The organism is Intrasporangium sp. (assembly GCF_051961875.1).
Taxonomy (GTDB): Bacteria; Actinomycetota; Actinomycetes; order Actinomycetales; family Dermatophilaceae; genus Intrasporangium_A.
Window position 1 is genome coordinate 13,572 of the sequence record NZ_JBQCCV010000204.1, and the last position, 16,454, is coordinate 30,025.

17 protein-coding genes and 1 pseudogene are annotated in these 16,454 nt (G+C 71.3%); 11 read left to right on the top strand and 7 right to left on the bottom strand.

The window, feature by feature from the left end:
- Positions 1-43: 43 nt before the first annotated feature.
- Both ACTHJJ_RS12120 and ACTHJJ_RS12125 read right to left on the bottom strand, forming a co-directional pair.
- Positions 44-808, bottom strand: a complete 765-nt coding sequence (locus ACTHJJ_RS12120; protein WP_440303197.1) for an ABC transporter permease — start codon at positions 806-808, stop codon at positions 44-46.
- Complete coding sequence (locus ACTHJJ_RS12125) at positions 805-1,515, bottom strand: ABC transporter ATP-binding protein (protein WP_440303198.1); 711 nt, start codon at positions 1,513-1,515, stop codon at positions 805-807. Before ACTHJJ_RS12125 ends, ACTHJJ_RS12120 begins: the two co-directional genes overlap by 4 nt.
- A gap of 75 nt (positions 1,516-1,590) precedes the next feature.
- On the opposite strand from ACTHJJ_RS12125, the gene ACTHJJ_RS12130 reads away from it, so the two are divergent.
- The 10 genes and pseudogenes from ACTHJJ_RS12130 (at position 1,591) to ACTHJJ_RS12175 (ending at position 10,191) form a co-directional block, all read left to right on the top strand.
- A complete protein-coding gene (locus ACTHJJ_RS12130; protein WP_440303199.1) occupies positions 1,591-2,262 on the top strand; it encodes a phosphatidylserine decarboxylase in 672 nt (223 codons plus the stop codon).
- On the top strand, positions 2,259-3,194 hold the full coding sequence (pssA, locus tag ACTHJJ_RS12135) for a CDP-diacylglycerol--serine O-phosphatidyltransferase (protein WP_440303200.1): 936 nt from the start codon (positions 2,259-2,261) through the stop codon (positions 3,192-3,194). The genes ACTHJJ_RS12130 and pssA overlap by 4 nt, the downstream gene beginning before the upstream one ends.
- 47 nt (positions 3,195-3,241) lie before the next feature.
- A complete protein-coding gene (locus ACTHJJ_RS12140; RefSeq protein ID WP_440303201.1) occupies positions 3,242-4,015 on the top strand; it encodes a helix-turn-helix transcriptional regulator in 774 nt (257 codons plus the stop codon).
- A complete protein-coding gene (gene sufB, locus ACTHJJ_RS12145; protein WP_440303202.1) occupies positions 4,012-5,433 on the top strand; it encodes a Fe-S cluster assembly protein SufB in 1,422 nt (473 codons plus the stop codon). The genes ACTHJJ_RS12140 and sufB overlap by 4 nt, the downstream gene beginning before the upstream one ends.
- The gene (sufD, locus tag ACTHJJ_RS12150) at positions 5,433-6,683 is read left to right on the top strand and encodes a Fe-S cluster assembly protein SufD (RefSeq protein WP_440303203.1); all 1,251 of its coding nucleotides are present in this window, start codon (positions 5,433-5,435) and stop codon (positions 6,681-6,683) included. Before sufB ends, sufD begins: the two co-directional genes overlap by 1 nt.
- A gap of 5 nt (positions 6,684-6,688) precedes the next feature.
- Positions 6,689-7,450, top strand: a pseudogene (gene sufC, locus ACTHJJ_RS12155) (Fe-S cluster assembly ATPase SufC).
- 12 nt (positions 7,451-7,462) lie between these two features.
- Positions 7,463-8,761 carry a SufS family cysteine desulfurase gene (locus ACTHJJ_RS12160; protein WP_440303204.1) on the top strand — a complete coding sequence of 433 codons (1,299 nt, stop codon included), beginning with the start codon at positions 7,463-7,465 and terminating at the stop codon, positions 8,759-8,761.
- Positions 8,761-9,243, top strand: coding sequence for a Fe-S cluster assembly sulfur transfer protein SufU (gene sufU / locus ACTHJJ_RS12165; protein ID WP_440303205.1), 483 nt, complete (start codon positions 8,761-8,763; stop codon positions 9,241-9,243). Before ACTHJJ_RS12160 ends, sufU begins: the two co-directional genes overlap by 1 nt.
- Positions 9,240-9,566 carry a metal-sulfur cluster assembly factor gene (locus tag ACTHJJ_RS12170; RefSeq protein WP_440303206.1) on the top strand — a complete coding sequence of 109 codons (327 nt, stop codon included), beginning with the start codon at positions 9,240-9,242 and terminating at the stop codon, positions 9,564-9,566. Before sufU ends, ACTHJJ_RS12170 begins: the two co-directional genes overlap by 4 nt.
- Before the next feature lie 7 nt (positions 9,567-9,573).
- Positions 9,574-10,191, top strand: coding sequence for an acVLRF1 family peptidyl-tRNA hydrolase (locus ACTHJJ_RS12175; protein WP_440303207.1), 618 nt, complete (start codon positions 9,574-9,576; stop codon positions 10,189-10,191).
- A gap of 4 nt (positions 10,192-10,195) precedes the next feature.
- Here the strand turns inward: ACTHJJ_RS12175 and ypfJ are convergent, their stop codons facing one another.
- Genes ypfJ through ACTHJJ_RS12190 form a run of 3 tightly spaced genes read right to left on the bottom strand, consistent with a single transcriptional unit; the run spans position 10,196 to position 13,377 of the window.
- Positions 10,196-11,140: a KPN_02809 family neutral zinc metallopeptidase gene (gene ypfJ / locus ACTHJJ_RS12180; RefSeq protein ID WP_440303208.1), complete on the bottom strand. Its 945-nt coding sequence runs from the start codon at positions 11,138-11,140 to the stop codon at positions 10,196-10,198.
- A complete protein-coding gene (locus ACTHJJ_RS12185; protein ID WP_440303209.1) occupies positions 11,137-12,255 on the bottom strand; it encodes an alanine racemase in 1,119 nt (372 codons plus the stop codon). The genes ypfJ and ACTHJJ_RS12185 overlap by 4 nt, the downstream gene beginning before the upstream one ends.
- Positions 12,256-12,258: 3 nt before the next feature.
- Positions 12,259-13,377 (bottom strand): lipid II:glycine glycyltransferase FemX, encoded by a 1,119-nt coding sequence (locus ACTHJJ_RS12190; RefSeq protein ID WP_440303210.1) that lies wholly within the window; start codon positions 13,375-13,377, stop codon positions 12,259-12,261.
- Between the two features lie 174 nt (positions 13,378-13,551).
- Between ACTHJJ_RS12190 and ACTHJJ_RS12195 the strand changes: the two genes are divergently transcribed.
- Positions 13,552-15,150 carry an ABC-F family ATP-binding cassette domain-containing protein gene (locus tag ACTHJJ_RS12195; protein WP_440303211.1) on the top strand — a complete coding sequence of 533 codons (1,599 nt, stop codon included), beginning with the start codon at positions 13,552-13,554 and terminating at the stop codon, positions 15,148-15,150.
- 131 nt (positions 15,151-15,281) lie between these two features.
- Here ACTHJJ_RS12195 and ACTHJJ_RS12200 read toward each other — a convergent pair whose 3' ends face one another.
- Positions 15,282-16,088, bottom strand: coding sequence for an enoyl-CoA hydratase/isomerase family protein (locus ACTHJJ_RS12200; protein ID WP_440303212.1), 807 nt, complete (start codon positions 16,086-16,088; stop codon positions 15,282-15,284).
- Positions 16,089-16,117: 29 nt separating this feature from the next.
- The gene (locus tag ACTHJJ_RS12205) at positions 16,118-16,309 is read right to left on the bottom strand and encodes a hypothetical protein (RefSeq protein WP_440303213.1); all 192 of its coding nucleotides are present in this window, start codon (positions 16,307-16,309) and stop codon (positions 16,118-16,120) included.
- Positions 16,310-16,454: the final 145 nt, after the last annotated feature.

Genomic DNA, 16,454 nt, shown 5'->3' on the forward strand with positions numbered 1-16,454 from the left:
ATTGCGCCCCATTCTCCGGCTGTGCGAATACCTCAACCCGGGCCTAGTCGCGCCAGCTGAAGAAGCGGCTTGCGAGGCTGGTGCAGACGGCGCCCCACACGAGCAGGACGAAAGCGCCCGTCCAGTGGAACGACCCGTCGACGAGGGCCGCCCGCATGCCGTCGGCGAGGCCCGCGCTCGGGAGCCAGCCCGTCGCCGCCTCGGCCCACCCGGGCATCTGGGTCCGGGGCACGATGACCCCACCGAGGGCGAGGAAGAGCACCCACACCAGGTTCGCGACCGCGAGGACAGCCTCCGCGCGGAGGGTGCCGGCCATGAGGAGCGCCAGGGACACGAACGCCCAGGTGCCGAGCACGAGGAACAGGACGCCATACCCGATCCCGGCGGGGGCGGGGCGCCACCCGAGCGCGAGACCCAGCCCCCCGAGGACCACGACCTGGACCAGCTCCACGACGAGTGTCGCGATCACCTTGCCGGCCATGAGGCCACCCCGACCGAGGGGGGTGACGCCGAGGTACCGCAGCACCGAGTAGCGCCGGTCGAAGGCCGTCGCAATGCCCTGGGAGGTGAAGGACGCGGAGATGATGCAGAGCGCCAGCACTCCAGGGACGGCCAGGTCGATCCGGCGCCCGGTGCCCAGGGAGGGGACGCTCGAAACCCGAAGGGCGACCAGCGCGATCGCGGGCAGGACGAGCGAGACGAGCAGCTGCTCACCGTTGCGGAGCAGCGTGCCCACCTCGAAACGGGACTGGGCGAGGACGCGCGCCCGTGGGGCGGCGGCGGTCGACGCGGTCACACGTGTGCTCATGCACGGCCCTTCCGGGTCAGCCCGAAGTAGAGGTCCTCGAGCGAGCTGCCGGCCGTGACCTCGTCGAGCGGTCCTTCGGCCACCGTCCGGCCCGCGTTCATGATGACGAGGTGGTCGGCGAGATGCTCCGCCTCGTCGAAGGAGTGCGTCGTGACGACGACCGACCGGCCGGCCTCGCGCTGCTCGGTGATGATGTCCCAGACGTCGAGCCGGCCGTGCGGGTCGAGCCCGGCGGCGGGCTCGTCGAGGAAGAGCACCTCGGGCCGGCCGAGGAGCGCGGCGGCGAGGGCGAGCCGCTGCTTCTGCCCTCCGGAGAGCCGGCGCACGGTCGTGCCGGCGAAGTCCGTGACGCCGAGCCGGGACGCGACCTCGTCGACGTCCGCGGGTTCGGCGTAGAGCTCCGCGAGGTGGCGGAGCAGCCGGAGCGGCTTCGTCCCGTTCGGCAGCCCGCCGCTCTGGAGCATCACCCCGACCCGGGCGCGGTGGTCGGCGTCGGCGTGGGCCGGATCCTCGCCGAGAACACGTACGCTTCCTGCGTCGGGCTTCTGGAGGCCGACCGCGCACTCGATCGCCGTCGTCTTGCCCGCACCGTTGGGCCCGAGCACCGCAGTGATCCGCCCGGTCGGGGCCGACCACGTGAGCCCGTCCAGCGCGTGGACGGGGCCGAAGGCGCGGCGCACCTCAGCGAGTGCAACCGCTGCTGTCATGACCCATGAGTCTAGGCTCTGGGGTGCACGATCCCCGGCACGGGGGCCAACCACGACCATCGGAGAGCACGACCCGTGAAGATCGACCCTGCCGCCCGGCCCTTCACCGCCATGGCAGCCGTGCCGACACTTGTGGCAGCGGCGGCGCGCCGCCCACGCCTGACCGCCGCGCTCGGCCTGCTGACCGCGGGGGTCACCCTGTTCTTCCGCGACCCCGACCGCTCACCCGACCTCGCGCCCGTCGAGGACCTCGACGTCGTGCTCGCCCCGGCCGACGGCGTCATCGTCCACGCCGGGCCGGCCCAGCCAGACGTGAGTCCGGCGGGGGAGTGGCAGCAGGTGAGCATCTTCCTCTCGCTCCTCGACGTGCACATCAACCGGGCCCCGTACGGCGGTCGCGTCCAGTCGGTGACGCACCAGCCCGGCCGGTTCCTCGCCGCCTACCGTGCCGCGAGCGGGATGCGCAACGAGCGGACCGAGATCGTCGTCGAGCGGCCGACCCCGGCCGGGCCGCGCCGGGTCATCTACCGGCAGATCGTGGGACAGCTGGCTCGCCGGATCGTCACGAGGATCCGACCCGGCGACGACGTGCCGACGGGCGCCCGGATCGGGCTGATGAAGTTCGGCTCCCGGATGGATGTCTTCGTGCCGATGGACGTCGTGCTCGAGGTGTCGCCGCGCACCCGCGCCATCGGCGGCGAGACTGTGCTCGGTCGTTTCCTTCCCGTGTCCGAGGAGAGCCGGTGACACCGGAGGGGGCGCGCCGGAGCGGCAGGCGTCGGTCGGTCCGGCCCGTCCGCGGGTGGCGCCTCGTCTCGATGACCGGCGCCACCGTCGTGTCGCTGCGGCGGCTCGACCCGAGGGCCCGGGCGCGCGTCATGCTCCCCAGCCTGTTCACCCTCGGCAACATGATCTGTGGGTTCTCCTCGGTCCTGTTGTCCTTCCAGGGCCGGTTCGGCCTCGCCGCCGCCCTCGTCGCGGTCTCGATCCTGCTCGACATCTCCGACGGTGCCGTCGCCCGGAAGGTCGGCGCGATCACGCCGTTCGGCCTCCAGTTCGACTCGCTCGCCGACCTCATCTCCTTCGGGATCGCCCCAGCCGTCCTCGTCTACACCTGGGCGCTGCCGCAGTACGCCCACCTTGCCTGGTTCGGGGCGATGTTCTGGCTCGCCTGTGCGGCATACCGGCTTGCGCGCTTCAACGTGACCATCGACCCCCTGGCCGACAAGCGGTACTTCATCGGGCTGCCGAGCCCGGGCGCCGCCGGTGTCGTCATCGCGACCGTCTTCGCCATCGACGGCCCGCTCTACGGCTGGGCACCGATCCTCCCCGTGGCCGCCGGCGTCCTGCCCGCGGCCCTCATGGCCACCTCGTTCCGGTTCCGGTCCTTCCGGTCGCTGCTGTCGCGGGACCACCTCGCCGTCACGGCCGTCCTCGCCGCCGTCATCGCCGTGGGCCTCATCCTCGCGCCCGGGCCGACGGGCCTGGTGGTGGCATACGGCTACGTCCTCACGAGTCCGCTCGGGTGGCTCACGGCACCGCTGCGGCGCCGCTGGTTCGGGCCGGAGAGCGTCGCACCGCCACGTCGCCCGATGCCCTCCGTGCTGCTGCCCATCTCCGACCCCGAGGTGTCCGACGAGGACGAGCTGCTCCTCGAAGGGGACGACGGGGCGCGGTAAGGCCCGCCTAACTGGAGCCTCGGACCGAATTACGTCACAATGGTGTGGTGTTTTTCGCTGAGCAGGTGCCGCGAGTGGAGCGGGACGGCGACGCCGCCTCGCCGCTCGAGTCACGCACGCGCTCACGTGTCCTGCACCTCGTGTCGACCGACGGGCCGATCACGGCCGCCGAGCTGGGCCGTGAGCTCGAACTGACCCCCGCCGCGGTCCGCCGTCATCTCGACGCGCTCGTCGAACAGGGGGCGATCGCCGAGCACGAGCCGGCCGGCGCCCGCCGCGGGCGTGGCCGACCCGCACGGGCCTACGTCGTCGCGGCGGCCGGGCATCGTGCCCTCGAGACCGACTACGACGCCCTCGCCGTCGATGTCCTGCGCTTCCTCAAGGAGCAGGTCGGCAGCGGTGCCGTCTCGGAGTTCGCCCGAGAGCGGATCGCCGCGCTCGAGGAGCGGTATGCCGTGCGCCTCGCCGAGGCGGGCGACGACCCGTCCGCTCGCACGGAGGCGCTCGTCACCGCGCTGACCGAGGATGGCTTCGCCGCCACCGCCCGGCCCGTCGGAGCCGGTGGGCTGACGGGGGTCCAGCTGTGCCAGGGCCACTGCCCGGTCCAGCAGGTCGCCGCCGAGTTCCCGGCCTTCTGCGAGGCCGAGACCGATGCGTTCTCGAGACTGCTGGGCGTGCACGTGCAGCGGCTCGCCACGCTGGCCGGCGGACACCACGTCTGCACCACCTTCATCCCGACTGCCGAGCTGGCCCGGAAGTCCCGGGCGGGCTCGGGTGTTGACCACGAGACCGATCACCTCAAGGAAGGGTTCTCTTCATGAGCACCAACATCGAAGAGCGCAATCCGGGTCTGAAGGACCTCGGGCGCTACGAGTACGGCTGGGCCGACACCGACGTCGCCGGCTCCTCGGCCCGCCGCGGGCTCAACGAGGAGGTGGTCCGGGACATCTCCGCTCGCAAGGGCGAGCCCGAGTGGATGACGAAGCTGCGCCTCAAGGCGCTCACCCTCTTCGAGCGCAAGCCGATGCCGGCGTGGGGTTCCGACCTGACGGGCATCGACTTCCAGAACATCAAGTACTTCGTCAAGTCCACGGAGAAGCAGGCGGCGTCCTGGGAGGACCTGCCCGAGGACATCCGCAACACCTATGACCGGCTCGGCATCCCCGAGGCCGAGAAGCAGCGCCTCGTCGCGGGCGTCGCTGCCCAGTACGAGTCCGAGGTCGTCTACCACCAGATCCGCGAGGACCTCGAGGCCCAGGGCGTCATCTTCCTCGACACCGACACCGCGCTGCGCGAGCACGAGGACATCTTCCGCGAGCACTTCGCGACGGTGATCCCGGCCGGCGACAACAAGTTCGCCTCGCTCAACACGTCCGTCTGGTCGGGTGGCTCGTTCGTGTACGTGCCGCCGGGTGTCCACGTCGACATCCCGCTCCAGGCCTACTTCCGGATCAACACCGAGAACATGGGCCAGTTCGAGCGGACGCTGATCATCGCCGACGAGGACTCGTACGTGCACTACGTCGAGGGCTGCACCGCGCCGATCTACAAGTCGGACTCGCTGCACTCCGCGGTCGTCGAGATCATCGTCAAGAAGAACGCCCGGGTGCGCTACACGACGATCCAGAACTGGTCCAACAACGTCTACAACCTCGTCACCAAGCGCGCCACCTGCGAGGAGGGCGCGACCATGGAGTGGGTCGACGGCAACATCGGCTCCAAGGTGACGATGAAGTACCCGGCCGTCTTCCTCATGGGCGAGCACGCCAAGGGCGAGACCCTCTCGATCGCGTTCGCGGGCGAGGGCCAGCACCAGGACACCGGGTCCAAGATGGTGCACGCCGCCCCCAACACGAGCAGCTCCATCGTCAGCAAGTCGGTGGCCCGTGGCGGCGGCCGGTCGTCCTACCGCGGCCTGGTCCAGGTCCTCGAGGGCGCCTCGCACTCCGCCTCGACCGTGCGGTGCGACGACCTGCTCGTCGACACCATCAGCCGGTCCGACACCGACCCCTACGTCGACATCCGTGAGGACGACGTGTCGATGGGCCACGAGGCGACCGTCTCCAAGGTGAGCGACGACCAGCTGTTCTACCTCATGTCCCGAGGCATGGCCGAGGACGAGGCCATGGCGATGATCGTGCGCGGCTTCATCGAGCCGATCGCGCGCGAGCTGCCCATGGAGTACGCCCTCGAGCTCAACCGCCTCATCGAACTCCAGATGGAAGGAGCCGTCGGCTGATGAGCCTGGTGGCTGACACGTCCCGCCCCGTCGACGCCGTGACCGCGGCAGGCCGGGCACACACCGACTCTGCGGCGGCCTTCGTCCCGGACAAGTCCCGCGCGGAGCGCACGGCGTCCTTCGAGGTCGCCGACTTCGCGCTCCCGAACGGGCGCGAGGAGGAGTGGCGCTTCACCCCGGTCAAGAAGCTGCGCGGCCTGCTCGAGACCGGCTCCGACGGCAAGCTGCGCTGGGAGACCGTGCTGCCGGAGGGGGTCACCCTCTCGACGATCCCTGCGACGCAGGCCCGCGAGCTCGGGGTGCTGCCGCCCCAGGACCGCGCCGCGGTCGTGGCCGCCGACGTGGACACGGTGACCCTGCTCGACATCCCGGCCGAGGCCGAGCTGACCGAGCCGGTCCGGATCCGACTCGTCGGTGACGACGTCGAGCAGCGCGTCCACGAGCACGTGGTCGTGCGCGCCGGGCACCACGCCAAGGCGACGGTGCTGCTCGCACACCGCGGCTCGGCGCAGTACTCCCAGCTCGTCTCGGTGCTGACCGGCGACGCCTCGGACATCACCCTCGTGGCGGCCCAGCGCTGGGAGGACGACGCGATCCATCTGGCGCAGCACGACGCCCTCGTGGGCCGCGACGCGACCTACCGGCACATCTCGCTCACCCTCGGCGGCCAGATCGTCCGGCTCAACGCCAACGTCCGCTACGCCGGCCCGGGCGGCGACGCGACCCTGCTCGGGGTCTACTTCGCCGACGCCGGCCAGCACCTCGAGCACCGGTCCTTCGTCGACCACAACACGGCGCACTGCAAGAGCCACGTCACCTACAAGGGCGCCCTGCAGGGCGACACGGCCCGCACGGTGTGGGTCGGCGACGCGCTCATCCGCGCCGCGGCCGAGGGCACGGACACCTACGAGCTCAACCGCAACCTCATCCTCACCGACGGCGCCCGCGCCGACTCGGTCCCCAACCTCGAGATCGAGACGGGTGAGATCGAGGGTGCCGGCCACGCGTCGGCCACCGGCCGGTTCGACGACCTGCAGCTGTTCTACCTGCAGGCCCGCGGCATCCCCGAGGACGAGGCGAAGCGCCTCGTCGTGCGCGGCTTCTTCGCCGACATCATCCGCGAGATCCCCCTGGCCGACCTCCGAGACGAGGCGACCGCCGCGATCGAGCACGAGCTCGCGACGACGGAGTACGCCGCAGCGAGCACTTCCACCAGCACTACCCCCGACAGCGACACCAAGGAGAACTGACCCGCATGAGCACGCTCGAGATCAAGGGACTCACCGTCTCGGTCCACACCGAGGATGGCCCCAAGGAGATCCTGCGCGGGGTCGACCTCACCGTGAACTCGGGGGAGACCCATGCGATCATGGGCCCGAACGGGTCCGGCAAGTCGACGCTCGCCTACAGCATCGCCGGCCACCCGAAGTACACCGTCACGGGCGGCACCGTCACCCTCGACGGCGAGGACGTCCTCGCGATGACCGTCGACGAGCGCGCCCGGGCCGGTGTCTTCCTCGCGATGCAGTAACCCGTCGAGGTCCCCGGCGTGACCGTGAGCAACTTCCTGCGCACGGCCAAGACAGCGATCGACGGCGAGGCGCCCAAGCTGCGCACGTGGGTCAAGGACGTCAAGCAGGCGATGAACAACCTGCGCATGGACCCGGCGTTCGCCGAGCGCAACGTCAACGAGGGCTTCTCCGGTGGCGAGAAGAAGCGGCACGAGATCCTGCAGCTCCAGCTGCTGCAGCCGAAGATCGCCATCCTCGACGAGACCGACTCGGGCCTCGACATCGACGCGCTGCGCATCGTGTCCGAGGGCGTCAACCAGGCCAAGGACGAGACCAACGTCGGCGTCCTGCTCATCACGCACTACACACGGATCCTGCGCTACATCCAGCCCGACTTCGTGCACGTCTTCGTCGACGGCCGCATCGTCGAGGAGGGCGGCAAGGAGCTCGCGGACCGCCTCGAGGAAGAGGGCTACGACCGCTTCCTCAACACCGCGAGCGCCTGAGAGCCGACCGAGATGCCTTCTGCCGCCACGCCGTTCACGGACCGGGAGGTCGCCGCGATCCGCGGTGACTTCCCGATCCTGACGCGTGCCGTCCGCGACGGTCACCCCCTCGTCTACCTGGACTCGGGGGCGACCTCGCACAAGCCGCACGCCGTCCTCGACGCCGAGCGCGCCTTCTACGAGCAGCACAACGCCGCAGTGCACCGCGGCGCCCACCTGCTCGCCGAGGAGGCGACGGACGCGTTCGAGGCGGCGCGCGCGGCGGTGGCCCGGTACATCGGGGCGCCGGACCACGAGGTGGTCTTCACCAAGAACGCGACGGAGTCGCTCAACCTCGTCGCCTACGCGTTCTCCAACGCCGCCCCCACCGACGACCCGAAGGACGCCCGCTTCGTGCTCGGTCCCGGTGACGAGATCCTCGTGACCGAGATGGAGCACCACGCCAACCTCGTGCCGTGGCAGGAGCTGGCCCGTCGCACGGGCGCCACCCTGCGCTGGATCCCGCTCGGCGCCGACGGCAGGCTCGACCTGACCGGCCTGGAGGGGCTACTGACCGAGCGCACCAAGGTCTTCGCCGTCACCCAGGTCTCCAACGTCCTCGGCACCCTCAACCCGGTCACCGAGCTCGCCGCGAAGGCGCATGCGGTCGGCGCGATCGTCGTCGTCGACGCGTGCCAGTCGGTGCCCCACCTGTCGGTCGACGTCGCGGCCCTCGGGGCCGACTTCATCGCCTTCAGCGGCCACAAGATGTACGGCCCGATGGGGGTGGGCGTCCTCTGGGGCCGCGCCGAGCTGCTCGACGTCATGCCGCCCTTCCTCACCGGCGGCTCCATGATCGAGCGCGTGACGATGGAGCGCTCCACGTGGGCGCCGGCGCCGCAGAAGTTCGAGGCAGGCGTCCCCAACGCCGCCCAGGCGATCGGCCTCGCGGCCGCGGTCGACTGGGTGGAGCAGGTCGGGATCGACCGCATCCATGCCCACGAGGCGGCTCTCGCCGAGCGGCTCCTGACCGGGCTCGCCGAGCGCCCGTGGGTCCGCGTGCTCGGCCCAGGGGCCGGGCTGCCCCGGGGCGGGGCCGTGTCGTTCGTCGTCGACGGTGTCCACGCCCACGACGTCGGGCAGGTCCTGGACGACGCCGGCGTCGCGGTCCGGGTCGGGCACCACTGCGCCTGGCCGCTGCACCGCGCGCTCGGTGTCACGGCGACGACGCGGGCGAGCCTCGCGGCATACAACACGCCCGACGAGATCGACACGCTGATGACCGCGCTCGATCGCGTGCCGACCATCTTCGGTGTTGCGGAGGCGAGCTGATGGACCTCTACCAGGAGCTGATCCTCGACCACTCGAAGCAGCCGCACCATGCCGGCCTGCGTGAGCCGTTCGACGCCGAGGTCCACCACATCAACCCGACCTGTGGCGACGAGGTGACCCTCCGCGTCGCCGTCGACGGCACCGACCGCGCGGCCGTCATCCGTGACGTCTCCTACGACTCGCAGGGCTGCTCGATCTCCATCGCCTCGGCCTCCGTCCTCGCGGACGAGGTCATCGGCCACACCGTCGAGGAGGCATTGGACACCTTCGCGGGGATGCGCGAGATGCTCACCTCCCGCGGCAAGGTCGCCGGCGACGAGGAGCGCATCGGCGACGGCGTCGCCTTCGCCGGTGTCGCCAAGTACCCGTCCCGGGTCAAGTGCGCCCTGCTCGGCTGGACGGCCTTCACCGACGCGCTGATCCGCGCCGGGGTCGAGGCCGCCGCCCTCACCGACCACACCACCCAAGGAGTGACCCCATGACCCAGACCGCCACCCCGCCCAACGTGGCCGACGTCGAAGAGGCCATGCGCGACGTCGTCGACCCCGAGCTCGGCATCAACGTCGTCGACCTGGGGCTCGTCTACGGCATCACCGTCGACAGCCAGAGCCACGCCGTCATCGACATGACCCTGACGTCCGCCGCCTGCCCGCTGACCGACGTCATCGAGGACCAGACCGAGCAGGCGCTCGAGGGGCTCGTCGCCTCGCACCGGATCAACTGGGTCTGGATGCCGCCGTGGGGCCCCGACAAGATCACCGAGGACGGCCGCGAGCAGCTGCGCGCGCTCGGCTTCAACCTCTGACGCACCGGTGACGCGAGTCGTCGAGGTCGCGCCAGAACGGCTTGACCGCTGGCTCGCCGGCTTCGCCGAACGCCATGGTCCGTACGACGCCACCCGGGAGGACACCCCGGGTGGCGTCGTCGTACGGGCCGTCGCCCAGGACGGATCCCTCGCCGTTGCAACGCCCTTCGCCCACGACCCGCTCGGCATCGTCCTGATCAGGCGCGGAGGGTATGCCGCCGGCCTGGCCTCCGCGGGCCGGCTCGCCGCTGCGAAGATCGGGTCGCGCCACATCCAGGGCCGGACGGCGGCCGGTGGCTGGTCACAGCAGCGGTATGCGCGGCGCCGGGCCAACCAGGCCGACGAGCTCGTCGGTGCCGTCGTGCGCCATGTGCGGCGGGTCGTGCTCGGGGAGGGTGGGGAGGCACCCGGGGGAGTGAGCGGCATACCGGCCGGCCTGGTCGTCGGCGGGGACCGCGCCCTCGTGCGGGACGTGCTCTCCGCGCCCCCGCTCGCGGCCCTGCGGGAGCTGCCCCGCCGCGAGCTCTACGACCTGCCCGACCCGAGCCGGGCCGTCCTCGAGACCGCACTGCAGCGCGGCCGCGCCTACCGGATCGAGCTCACCGAGGAGCGTCCCGTCGAGTGAGTGCTCACTCGACGTTGGGCACGTTGAAGGTGTCGCACTTGTTGAGGTCGCCCGTCTCGTAGCCCTGGGTGAACCAGTGCTGGCGGGCCTCCGATGACCCGTGGGTCCACGTCTCCGGGGTGACCCGGCCCTGGGCGGCACGCTGGATCCGGTCGTCCCCGACGGCTGAGGCCGCCGAGAGCGCGGACTTGATGTCGCTCTGCGTGATCGGCTGGAGCAGCGTGTTGCCGTCGGCGTCCCTCGTCTCGGTCGCGTGCTTGACCCACGTCCCCGCGAGGCAGTCGGCCATGAGCTCCGTGCGCACGCTGCCGGAGTTGGCGCCCTGCGGGTCCTGCTGCGCCTTGCCGAGCAGGCCGAGGAGGTCCTGGATGTGGTGGCCGTACTCGTGGGCGATGACGTACTCCTTGGCGAGCTGGCCACCGTCGGCCCCGAACCGGTTCTGCAGCTCCTGGAAGAACGCCGCGTCGACGTAGACCTTGCCGTCGAGTGGGCAGTAGAACGGGCCGACCTGGGAGTTCGCCGTGCCGCAGGCCGACGGGGTGGCTCCGGAGTAGATGACGGTCTTGGCCGGCTGGTAGTTGACGTTGTACTTCGGCAGCTCGTTGGTCCAGTAGTCCTGCACGCTGTTGACCGTCGCGATGATGAGGCAGACGTCGTTCTTGTTCGCGTCGGCCCCGGTCCTGCACTGCGAGAAGCTCGAGTCGGACACCTGTCCGCCGGCCCCGACCTGGTTCGGCTGGAGCTGCTGCCCGGGCAGCCCACCACCCGTCGAGGTCGAGTCGCCGCCGCCGAGGATGCTCTGGCCCCCGAAGATCACCATGACGATGAGCAGGATGAGCCCGCCGATCCCACCGCCGATCCGGATGCCGCCGCCACCGCCCCCGAAGCCGCCGCTGCGGCCGGACTCGACCTGGGAGGTGTCGAGCCGGGCGTTGTCGTTGAAGGTCATCTCGTGCTCCTTCGGGATGGGGACCTCGTGGCCCGACTACTACCCGGCAGAGCGAGTGGCGCAACCGTGGGGCCCGAGGTGGGGGAGAACGCCCTGGCTCTGGAGACCGCGACGGCGTCCGGGTAGGCGGTCGTGAGGCGCATCCGGACCGGAACCGTCTCACCGACAACGGGCGGCCGGATCCCATCCGGCAGGACGAGCAGGCTGCACTGCATGTGGGGCGGCTCGGCGAAGTGCGGCATGACCCCGGAGACGGTGAAGGGGGACCGGACCCGGTGCGCCGCCTCAAGGGCGCCCTCCGCCACCGCGATGGCCCGCTGCCGGACCGTGGCCGCAGCCGCCGGTGACTCCATGGCCACCCCGTGCGACGTGCCGCCGCTCACAACGACGAGGTGCCCGGCGCGCTGTGCCCGCTGCCGGTAGCCGACCCGCTCGCCCTTGCCGATCGGCCGGACCTCCAGGACGTGGGCCCGCACCTCGTAGGCGCCCTTGTCGCCGAGCCAGAGGTCGGTCCCGACCCGCGGCCGGAACTCGCGGTCCGGGAACCGGCGCGCCAGCTCGGCCAGCTCGGTCGTCGTCACGTGCGAGAGGTACCAGACGCGGTTCCCGGGGACCGCCTCGACGAGCCGCGAGATCTCCGCGACGTGCCCCGACCCGAGCGGCAGGTGCAGGGTGACGCCCTCGCCGCCCGCGGCGGCCACGAACGCGGCGAGCGAGCCGAGCGGCATACCGAACCGCTCCATCGACGTGAGGCCCTCGACCACGACCCTTGCGTCGCCGTGCACCGACCGGAGGTCCTCGAGGTCCTCCGGGGTCGTCACGGTGTGCACCACCCGGGTGTGGAGCAGGTCCGGCAGGTCATGGTGGATCGCCGCGCGGTACGGCTCGAGGACGAGCACGTCGCCCCCGAAGGCCGCGAGCGCCTCGGGCAGCTCGACATAGGTGCCGATGGCGATCATCGGCACCCCGAGCCGCTGCGCCTCGGAGCAGAGCAGGTCCCGGCCGAACCCGTACCCGTTGCCCTTGATGACGGGCACGAGGCCGGGTTGCCGGCGCAGGGTCTCGGTCTGGGCGGCCCGCCACTGCTCGCCCTCGACGTGAAGGATCAGGGCCACCGGTCACCGCCGCTTCATGTAGAGGTCGAACGCCTTGTACAGCAGCCGGTTCAGCGGCAGGTCCCACTCGCCGGCGAGACGCACGGCCTCCCCGCCGGTGCCGACCTTGAAGCGGATCAGCCCGAACTGCGGGCTCTGCTCATCGACCGTGTTGGTGATCCCGCGCAGGTCGTAGACGCTCGCCCCGGCCGCAAGGGCGTCGCGCATCATCTGCCACTGGATGGCGGTGGAGGCCTGCAGCTCGCGCTTGGCAGCGGTCGACGCCCCGTAGGAGTACCAGGCGTGCCCGCCGACGCGGATCCAGATGGTCGCGGCGAGGACGTCCCCCTCGTGCTCCGCAAGATAGACCCGGATCCGGTCCGGGTCCTCGGCCGACATCTCGGCGTACATCCGCTCGAAGTACTCGAGGCCCCGGGGGGTGAAGCCGTCGCGCTCCGCGGTCTCGAGGTAGACCTTGTGGAAGGCGGGCACGTCGGCGCCGTCGCCGACCCGCACGGTGACGCCGTTCTTGGCCGTCTTCTTGATGTTGCGCCGCCAGAGCTGGTTCATCCCCTTGAGGACGTCCTGCTCGGTGCGGCCGGCCAGGGGAACCTGGAAGACGTACTCCGGCTGGCCTGCACTGAACCCCTCGTCGGGGGCGAGGTGGCGGAAGCCGAGCCTGCGGAGCAGGTCGACGACTGCCGTGCCGACCGGCTCGACGACGTCGGGCGTCGCCTCGTCGTACCGATGCGTCCGGGGGTCGGCGATGGCGGCCTTGATCGTCGTCGCGTACCACCGGTGCGTCGCGACGGGCGGTCCCATCCGGAGCGCGAACGCCTTCTTTGCCTTCAGGTGGTCACGGAGGGCGCGGAGGTGCTCGACGAGCCGCGGGGACGTCCAGTCCAGGCACGGCCCCTCGGGGAGGTAGGCGAGCGTCCGGCCGATCCGGGGCAGCGGCCGGTGCAGGACGAGCGCCGCACCCACCAGTTGCTCGCCCTCGAACCAGCCGATCGACTCGGCCCTCCACTCCTGCTTGACCCTGCCCCACGCGGGGGTCTGCAGGAAGCTCGCCGACGGCTGGGTGCGCAGCCAGGCGAGGTGCTCGGCTGCGGTGATGTCGCGGACGGTGATCGGGGCGCTCACGCTGGGTCACGCTACCCGAGGCGTGCGGCGGAGCCCGTATGCCGCTCAGCGGGCCCACGTGGTGGCGCGCTCTGCGCAGCGGCGCGGAAACGGATTCGGCCCGCGGGCCGGGCGCTGGCAGAATGGTGGGGTTGTCCGGCCGCTGACGAAGTGCGGCAGAGAAAGGGGATTGCCGTGATCGTCGCCACCGGGATCGAGTTGCGCGCTGGAGCGCGCCTCCTCCTCGAGGACGCGAGCTTCCGCGTCGACGCCGGGGACCGGATCGGGCTTGTCGGTCGCAACGGCGCCGGGAAGACCACGCTGACCAAGGTGCTCGCGGGGGAGGGGCAGCCCGCCGCCGGCAGCGTCACGCGGACGGGACCGGTCGGCTACCTGCCGCAGGACCCACGCACCGGCGACCTCGACATGCTGGCGCGCGACCGAATCCTCTCGGCCCGCGGGCTCGACGTCATCATGCGGGAGCGGGCAGCGGCCGAGCAGCGCATGGGCAGCGACGACCCGGACGTGCGGGAGCGCGCGATGCGGCGTTACGCCCGGCTCGAGGTCGAGTTCGACAACGAGGGCGGGTATGCCGCCGAGTCGGAGGCCGCCTCGATCGCGAGCGCGCTCGGCCTCGAGGAGCGCATCCTCGCGCAGCCGCTGCGGACCCTCTCGGGTGGTCAGCGTCGCCGCGTGGAGCTGTCGCGGATCCTCTTCTCCGGCAACGAGACCCTGCTGCTCGACGAGCCGACGAACCACCTCGACGCCGACTCGATCGTCTGGCTGCGGGAGTACCTGCGCTGCTACAAGGGTGGGCTGATCGTCATCAGCCACGACACCGGGCTGCTCGACGCGGTGGTCAACAAGGTCTACCACCTCGACGCGAACCGGTCCGCCCTCGACGTCTACAACGTCGGCTGGAAGACCTACCTGCTGCAGCGGGAGACGGACGAGAAGCGGCGCAAGCGGGAGCTCGCCAACGCCCAGAAGAAGGCCGGCGCCCTGCTCGCCCAGGCGGACAAGATGCGCGCGAAGGCCACCAAGGCGGTCGCCGCGCAGAACATGGCCCGTCGGGCCGAGCGGCTCCTCGCGGGTGTCGAGGGGGAGCGGCAGCACGACAGGGTGGCGCGGCTGCGGTTCCCGAAGCCGGCACCCTGCGGAAAGACGCCCCTCCGGGCGAGCGGCCTCTCCCGGTCGTACGGCTCGCTCGAGGTGTTCACCGACGTCGACCTCGCCATCGACCGTGGCTCGAAGGTCGTCGTCCTCGGCCTCAACGGCGCGGGCAAGACGACGCTGCTGCGGATGCTGGCCGGTGTCGACGCGCCGGACACGGGCGAGGTGGAGCCCGGCCACGGGCTGAAGCTCGGCTACTACGCGCAGGAGCACGAGAACCTCGACGTCAGCCGGTCCGTCCTCGAGAACATGAAGTCTGCCGCGCCGGACCTCGGTGAGACCGACGTGCGCAAGGTCCTGGGCTCGTTCCTCTTCTCGGGGGATGACGTCGAGAAGCCGGCCGGTGTCCTCTCCGGCGGCGAGAAGACCCGTCTGTCCCTCGCGATGCTCGTCGTGTCGGCGGCGAACGTGCTGCTGCTCGACGAGCCGACGAACAACCTCGACCCCGCCTCCCGAGAGGAGATCCTCGGGGCGCTCTCGACCTACGAGGGAGCGGTCGTGCTGGTGACGCACGACGAGGGGGCCGTCGACGCCCTTGAGCCCGAGCGGATCCTGCTGCTGCCCGACGGCGTCGAGGACCTGTGGGGCCCGGACTACAAGGACCTCATCGCGCTCGCCTGATTTCTCCTCGCTGGGCGTCGAATGAGCAGTTGGTCACTCCTGCAACAGCAGGGGTGGGACGGGTGGGGCGGACCGCTCACTCGAGTGCATCGTCCCGCTCAGCCCACCGGCATACACATGAGGTATGTAGCTCAGCGTGCTCCCGCTTCCTCGTCGCCGCGCGCACGTGGCGCGCCCGCCGCGAGCCGGCCGAGCAGGAGCGGCACTTGAGCGGCCCGCTCGCGGGCGGTCTGCTCCTCGAGCGATGAGCCCGCCGCGCCGCGCAGGAGCGGCTTGAGCGCGCGGAGTGCGGGGTCGGGGGCGGCGAGGAGCGCGTCGACGAGCCGCTGGGTGGCCTCGCCCAGGCCGGCCGGCGGCACCACGACGTTGGCCAGGCCCATGGCCCCTGCCTCGAGCCCGGTGACGAAGCGGCCGGTGGCGCAGATCTCGAGGGCGCGGGCGTAGCCGACGGCGTCGACGAGCGGCTTCGTCCCGCCGAGGTCGGGGACGATCCCGTGGCTCGTCTCCCGCATGGCCAGCTGCGCGTCCTCGGTGACGACGCGCAGGTCGGCTGCGAGGGCGAGCTGGAGGCCGGCCCCGATCGCGTAGCCCTGCACCTCGGCGACGACGACCGCGGAAGTGGACGACCAGCTCGTGAAGCCGCGCTGGAAGTCGGCGATGCCCTGCTCGATCGCCTCGGACCCGGCCATCGCGAGCTGCACGACCCCCTCCTCGCCTGGCAGCCCCCGCGGCGTGAAGAGGGCGGTGTCGATGCCCGCCGAGAAGGAGTCCCCGGCACCCTTGAGCACGACGACGCGGATATCCGCGGGCAGGTTCTCGGCCTCCTCCGCGAGGGCCGCCCACAGCGACGGCGTCTGCGCGTTGAGCCGCTCCGGGTTGTTCAGGGTGATGGTGCGGAGCGGGCCGTCCGTCTCGACGAGCAGGTGAGGGTGCGCCATGCGGGCAGGCTACCGGCGCGCTGCCGCGCTCAGGCCGCGACCGAGCGGGTGGCGGTGGCCGCCGGGCGGAGGAGCGCCCAGCCGTCGGGCAGGGTGCCGACCCGCACGACCCGGAAGACCCGGACACAGGCCAGGCACGACCAGAGGCTGGTCGGGTCCGGGTCAGGTGTCAGGTCGTCGCCGCTGCAGAACGGGCAGCGGAGCGGCTGGTCGATCGGCATGCGGACGAGTGTGTCGGGGACGGCGCACCCGTTCAATAATTATCCATTATGTGAGCAAGTATGATCGGTTATGCAGATCGGGCCGTGCGGCGCCGCGCGGCTCGACCCTGACCTCCGGTTGCGGCGGGAGAGCGTGCCGCGCATA

Excerpts from the sequence above, each read along its gene's own strand:
- ACTHJJ_RS12125 (WP_440303198.1), bottom strand. The coding sequence starts at position 1,515 with ATGACAGCAGCGGTTGCACTCGCTGAGGTGCGCCGCGCCTTCGGCCCC.
- ACTHJJ_RS12205 (WP_440303213.1), bottom strand. The coding sequence starts at position 16,309 with ATGCCGATCGACCAGCCGCTCCGCTGCCCGTTCTGCAGCGGCGACGAC.
- sufU (WP_440303205.1), top strand. The coding sequence starts at position 8,761 with ATGGACCTCTACCAGGAGCTGATCCTCGACCACTCGAAGCAGCCGCAC.
- ACTHJJ_RS12170 (WP_440303206.1), top strand. The coding sequence starts at position 9,240 with ATGACCCAGACCGCCACCCCGCCCAACGTGGCCGACGTCGAAGAGGCC.
- ACTHJJ_RS12120 (WP_440303197.1), bottom strand. The coding sequence starts at position 808 with ATGAGCACACGTGTGACCGCGTCGACCGCCGCCGCCCCACGGGCGCGC.
- ACTHJJ_RS12160 (WP_440303204.1), top strand. The coding sequence starts at position 7,463 with ATGCCTTCTGCCGCCACGCCGTTCACGGACCGGGAGGTCGCCGCGATC.
- sufB (WP_440303202.1), top strand. The coding sequence starts at position 4,012 with ATGAGCACCAACATCGAAGAGCGCAATCCGGGTCTGAAGGACCTCGGG.
- ACTHJJ_RS12200 (WP_440303212.1), bottom strand. The coding sequence starts at position 16,088 with ATGGCGCACCCTCACCTGCTCGTCGAGACGGACGGCCCGCTCCGCACC.
- sufD (WP_440303203.1), top strand. The coding sequence starts at position 5,433 with ATGAGCCTGGTGGCTGACACGTCCCGCCCCGTCGACGCCGTGACCGCG.
- ypfJ (WP_440303208.1), bottom strand. The coding sequence starts at position 11,140 with ATGACCTTCAACGACAACGCCCGGCTCGACACCTCCCAGGTCGAGTCC.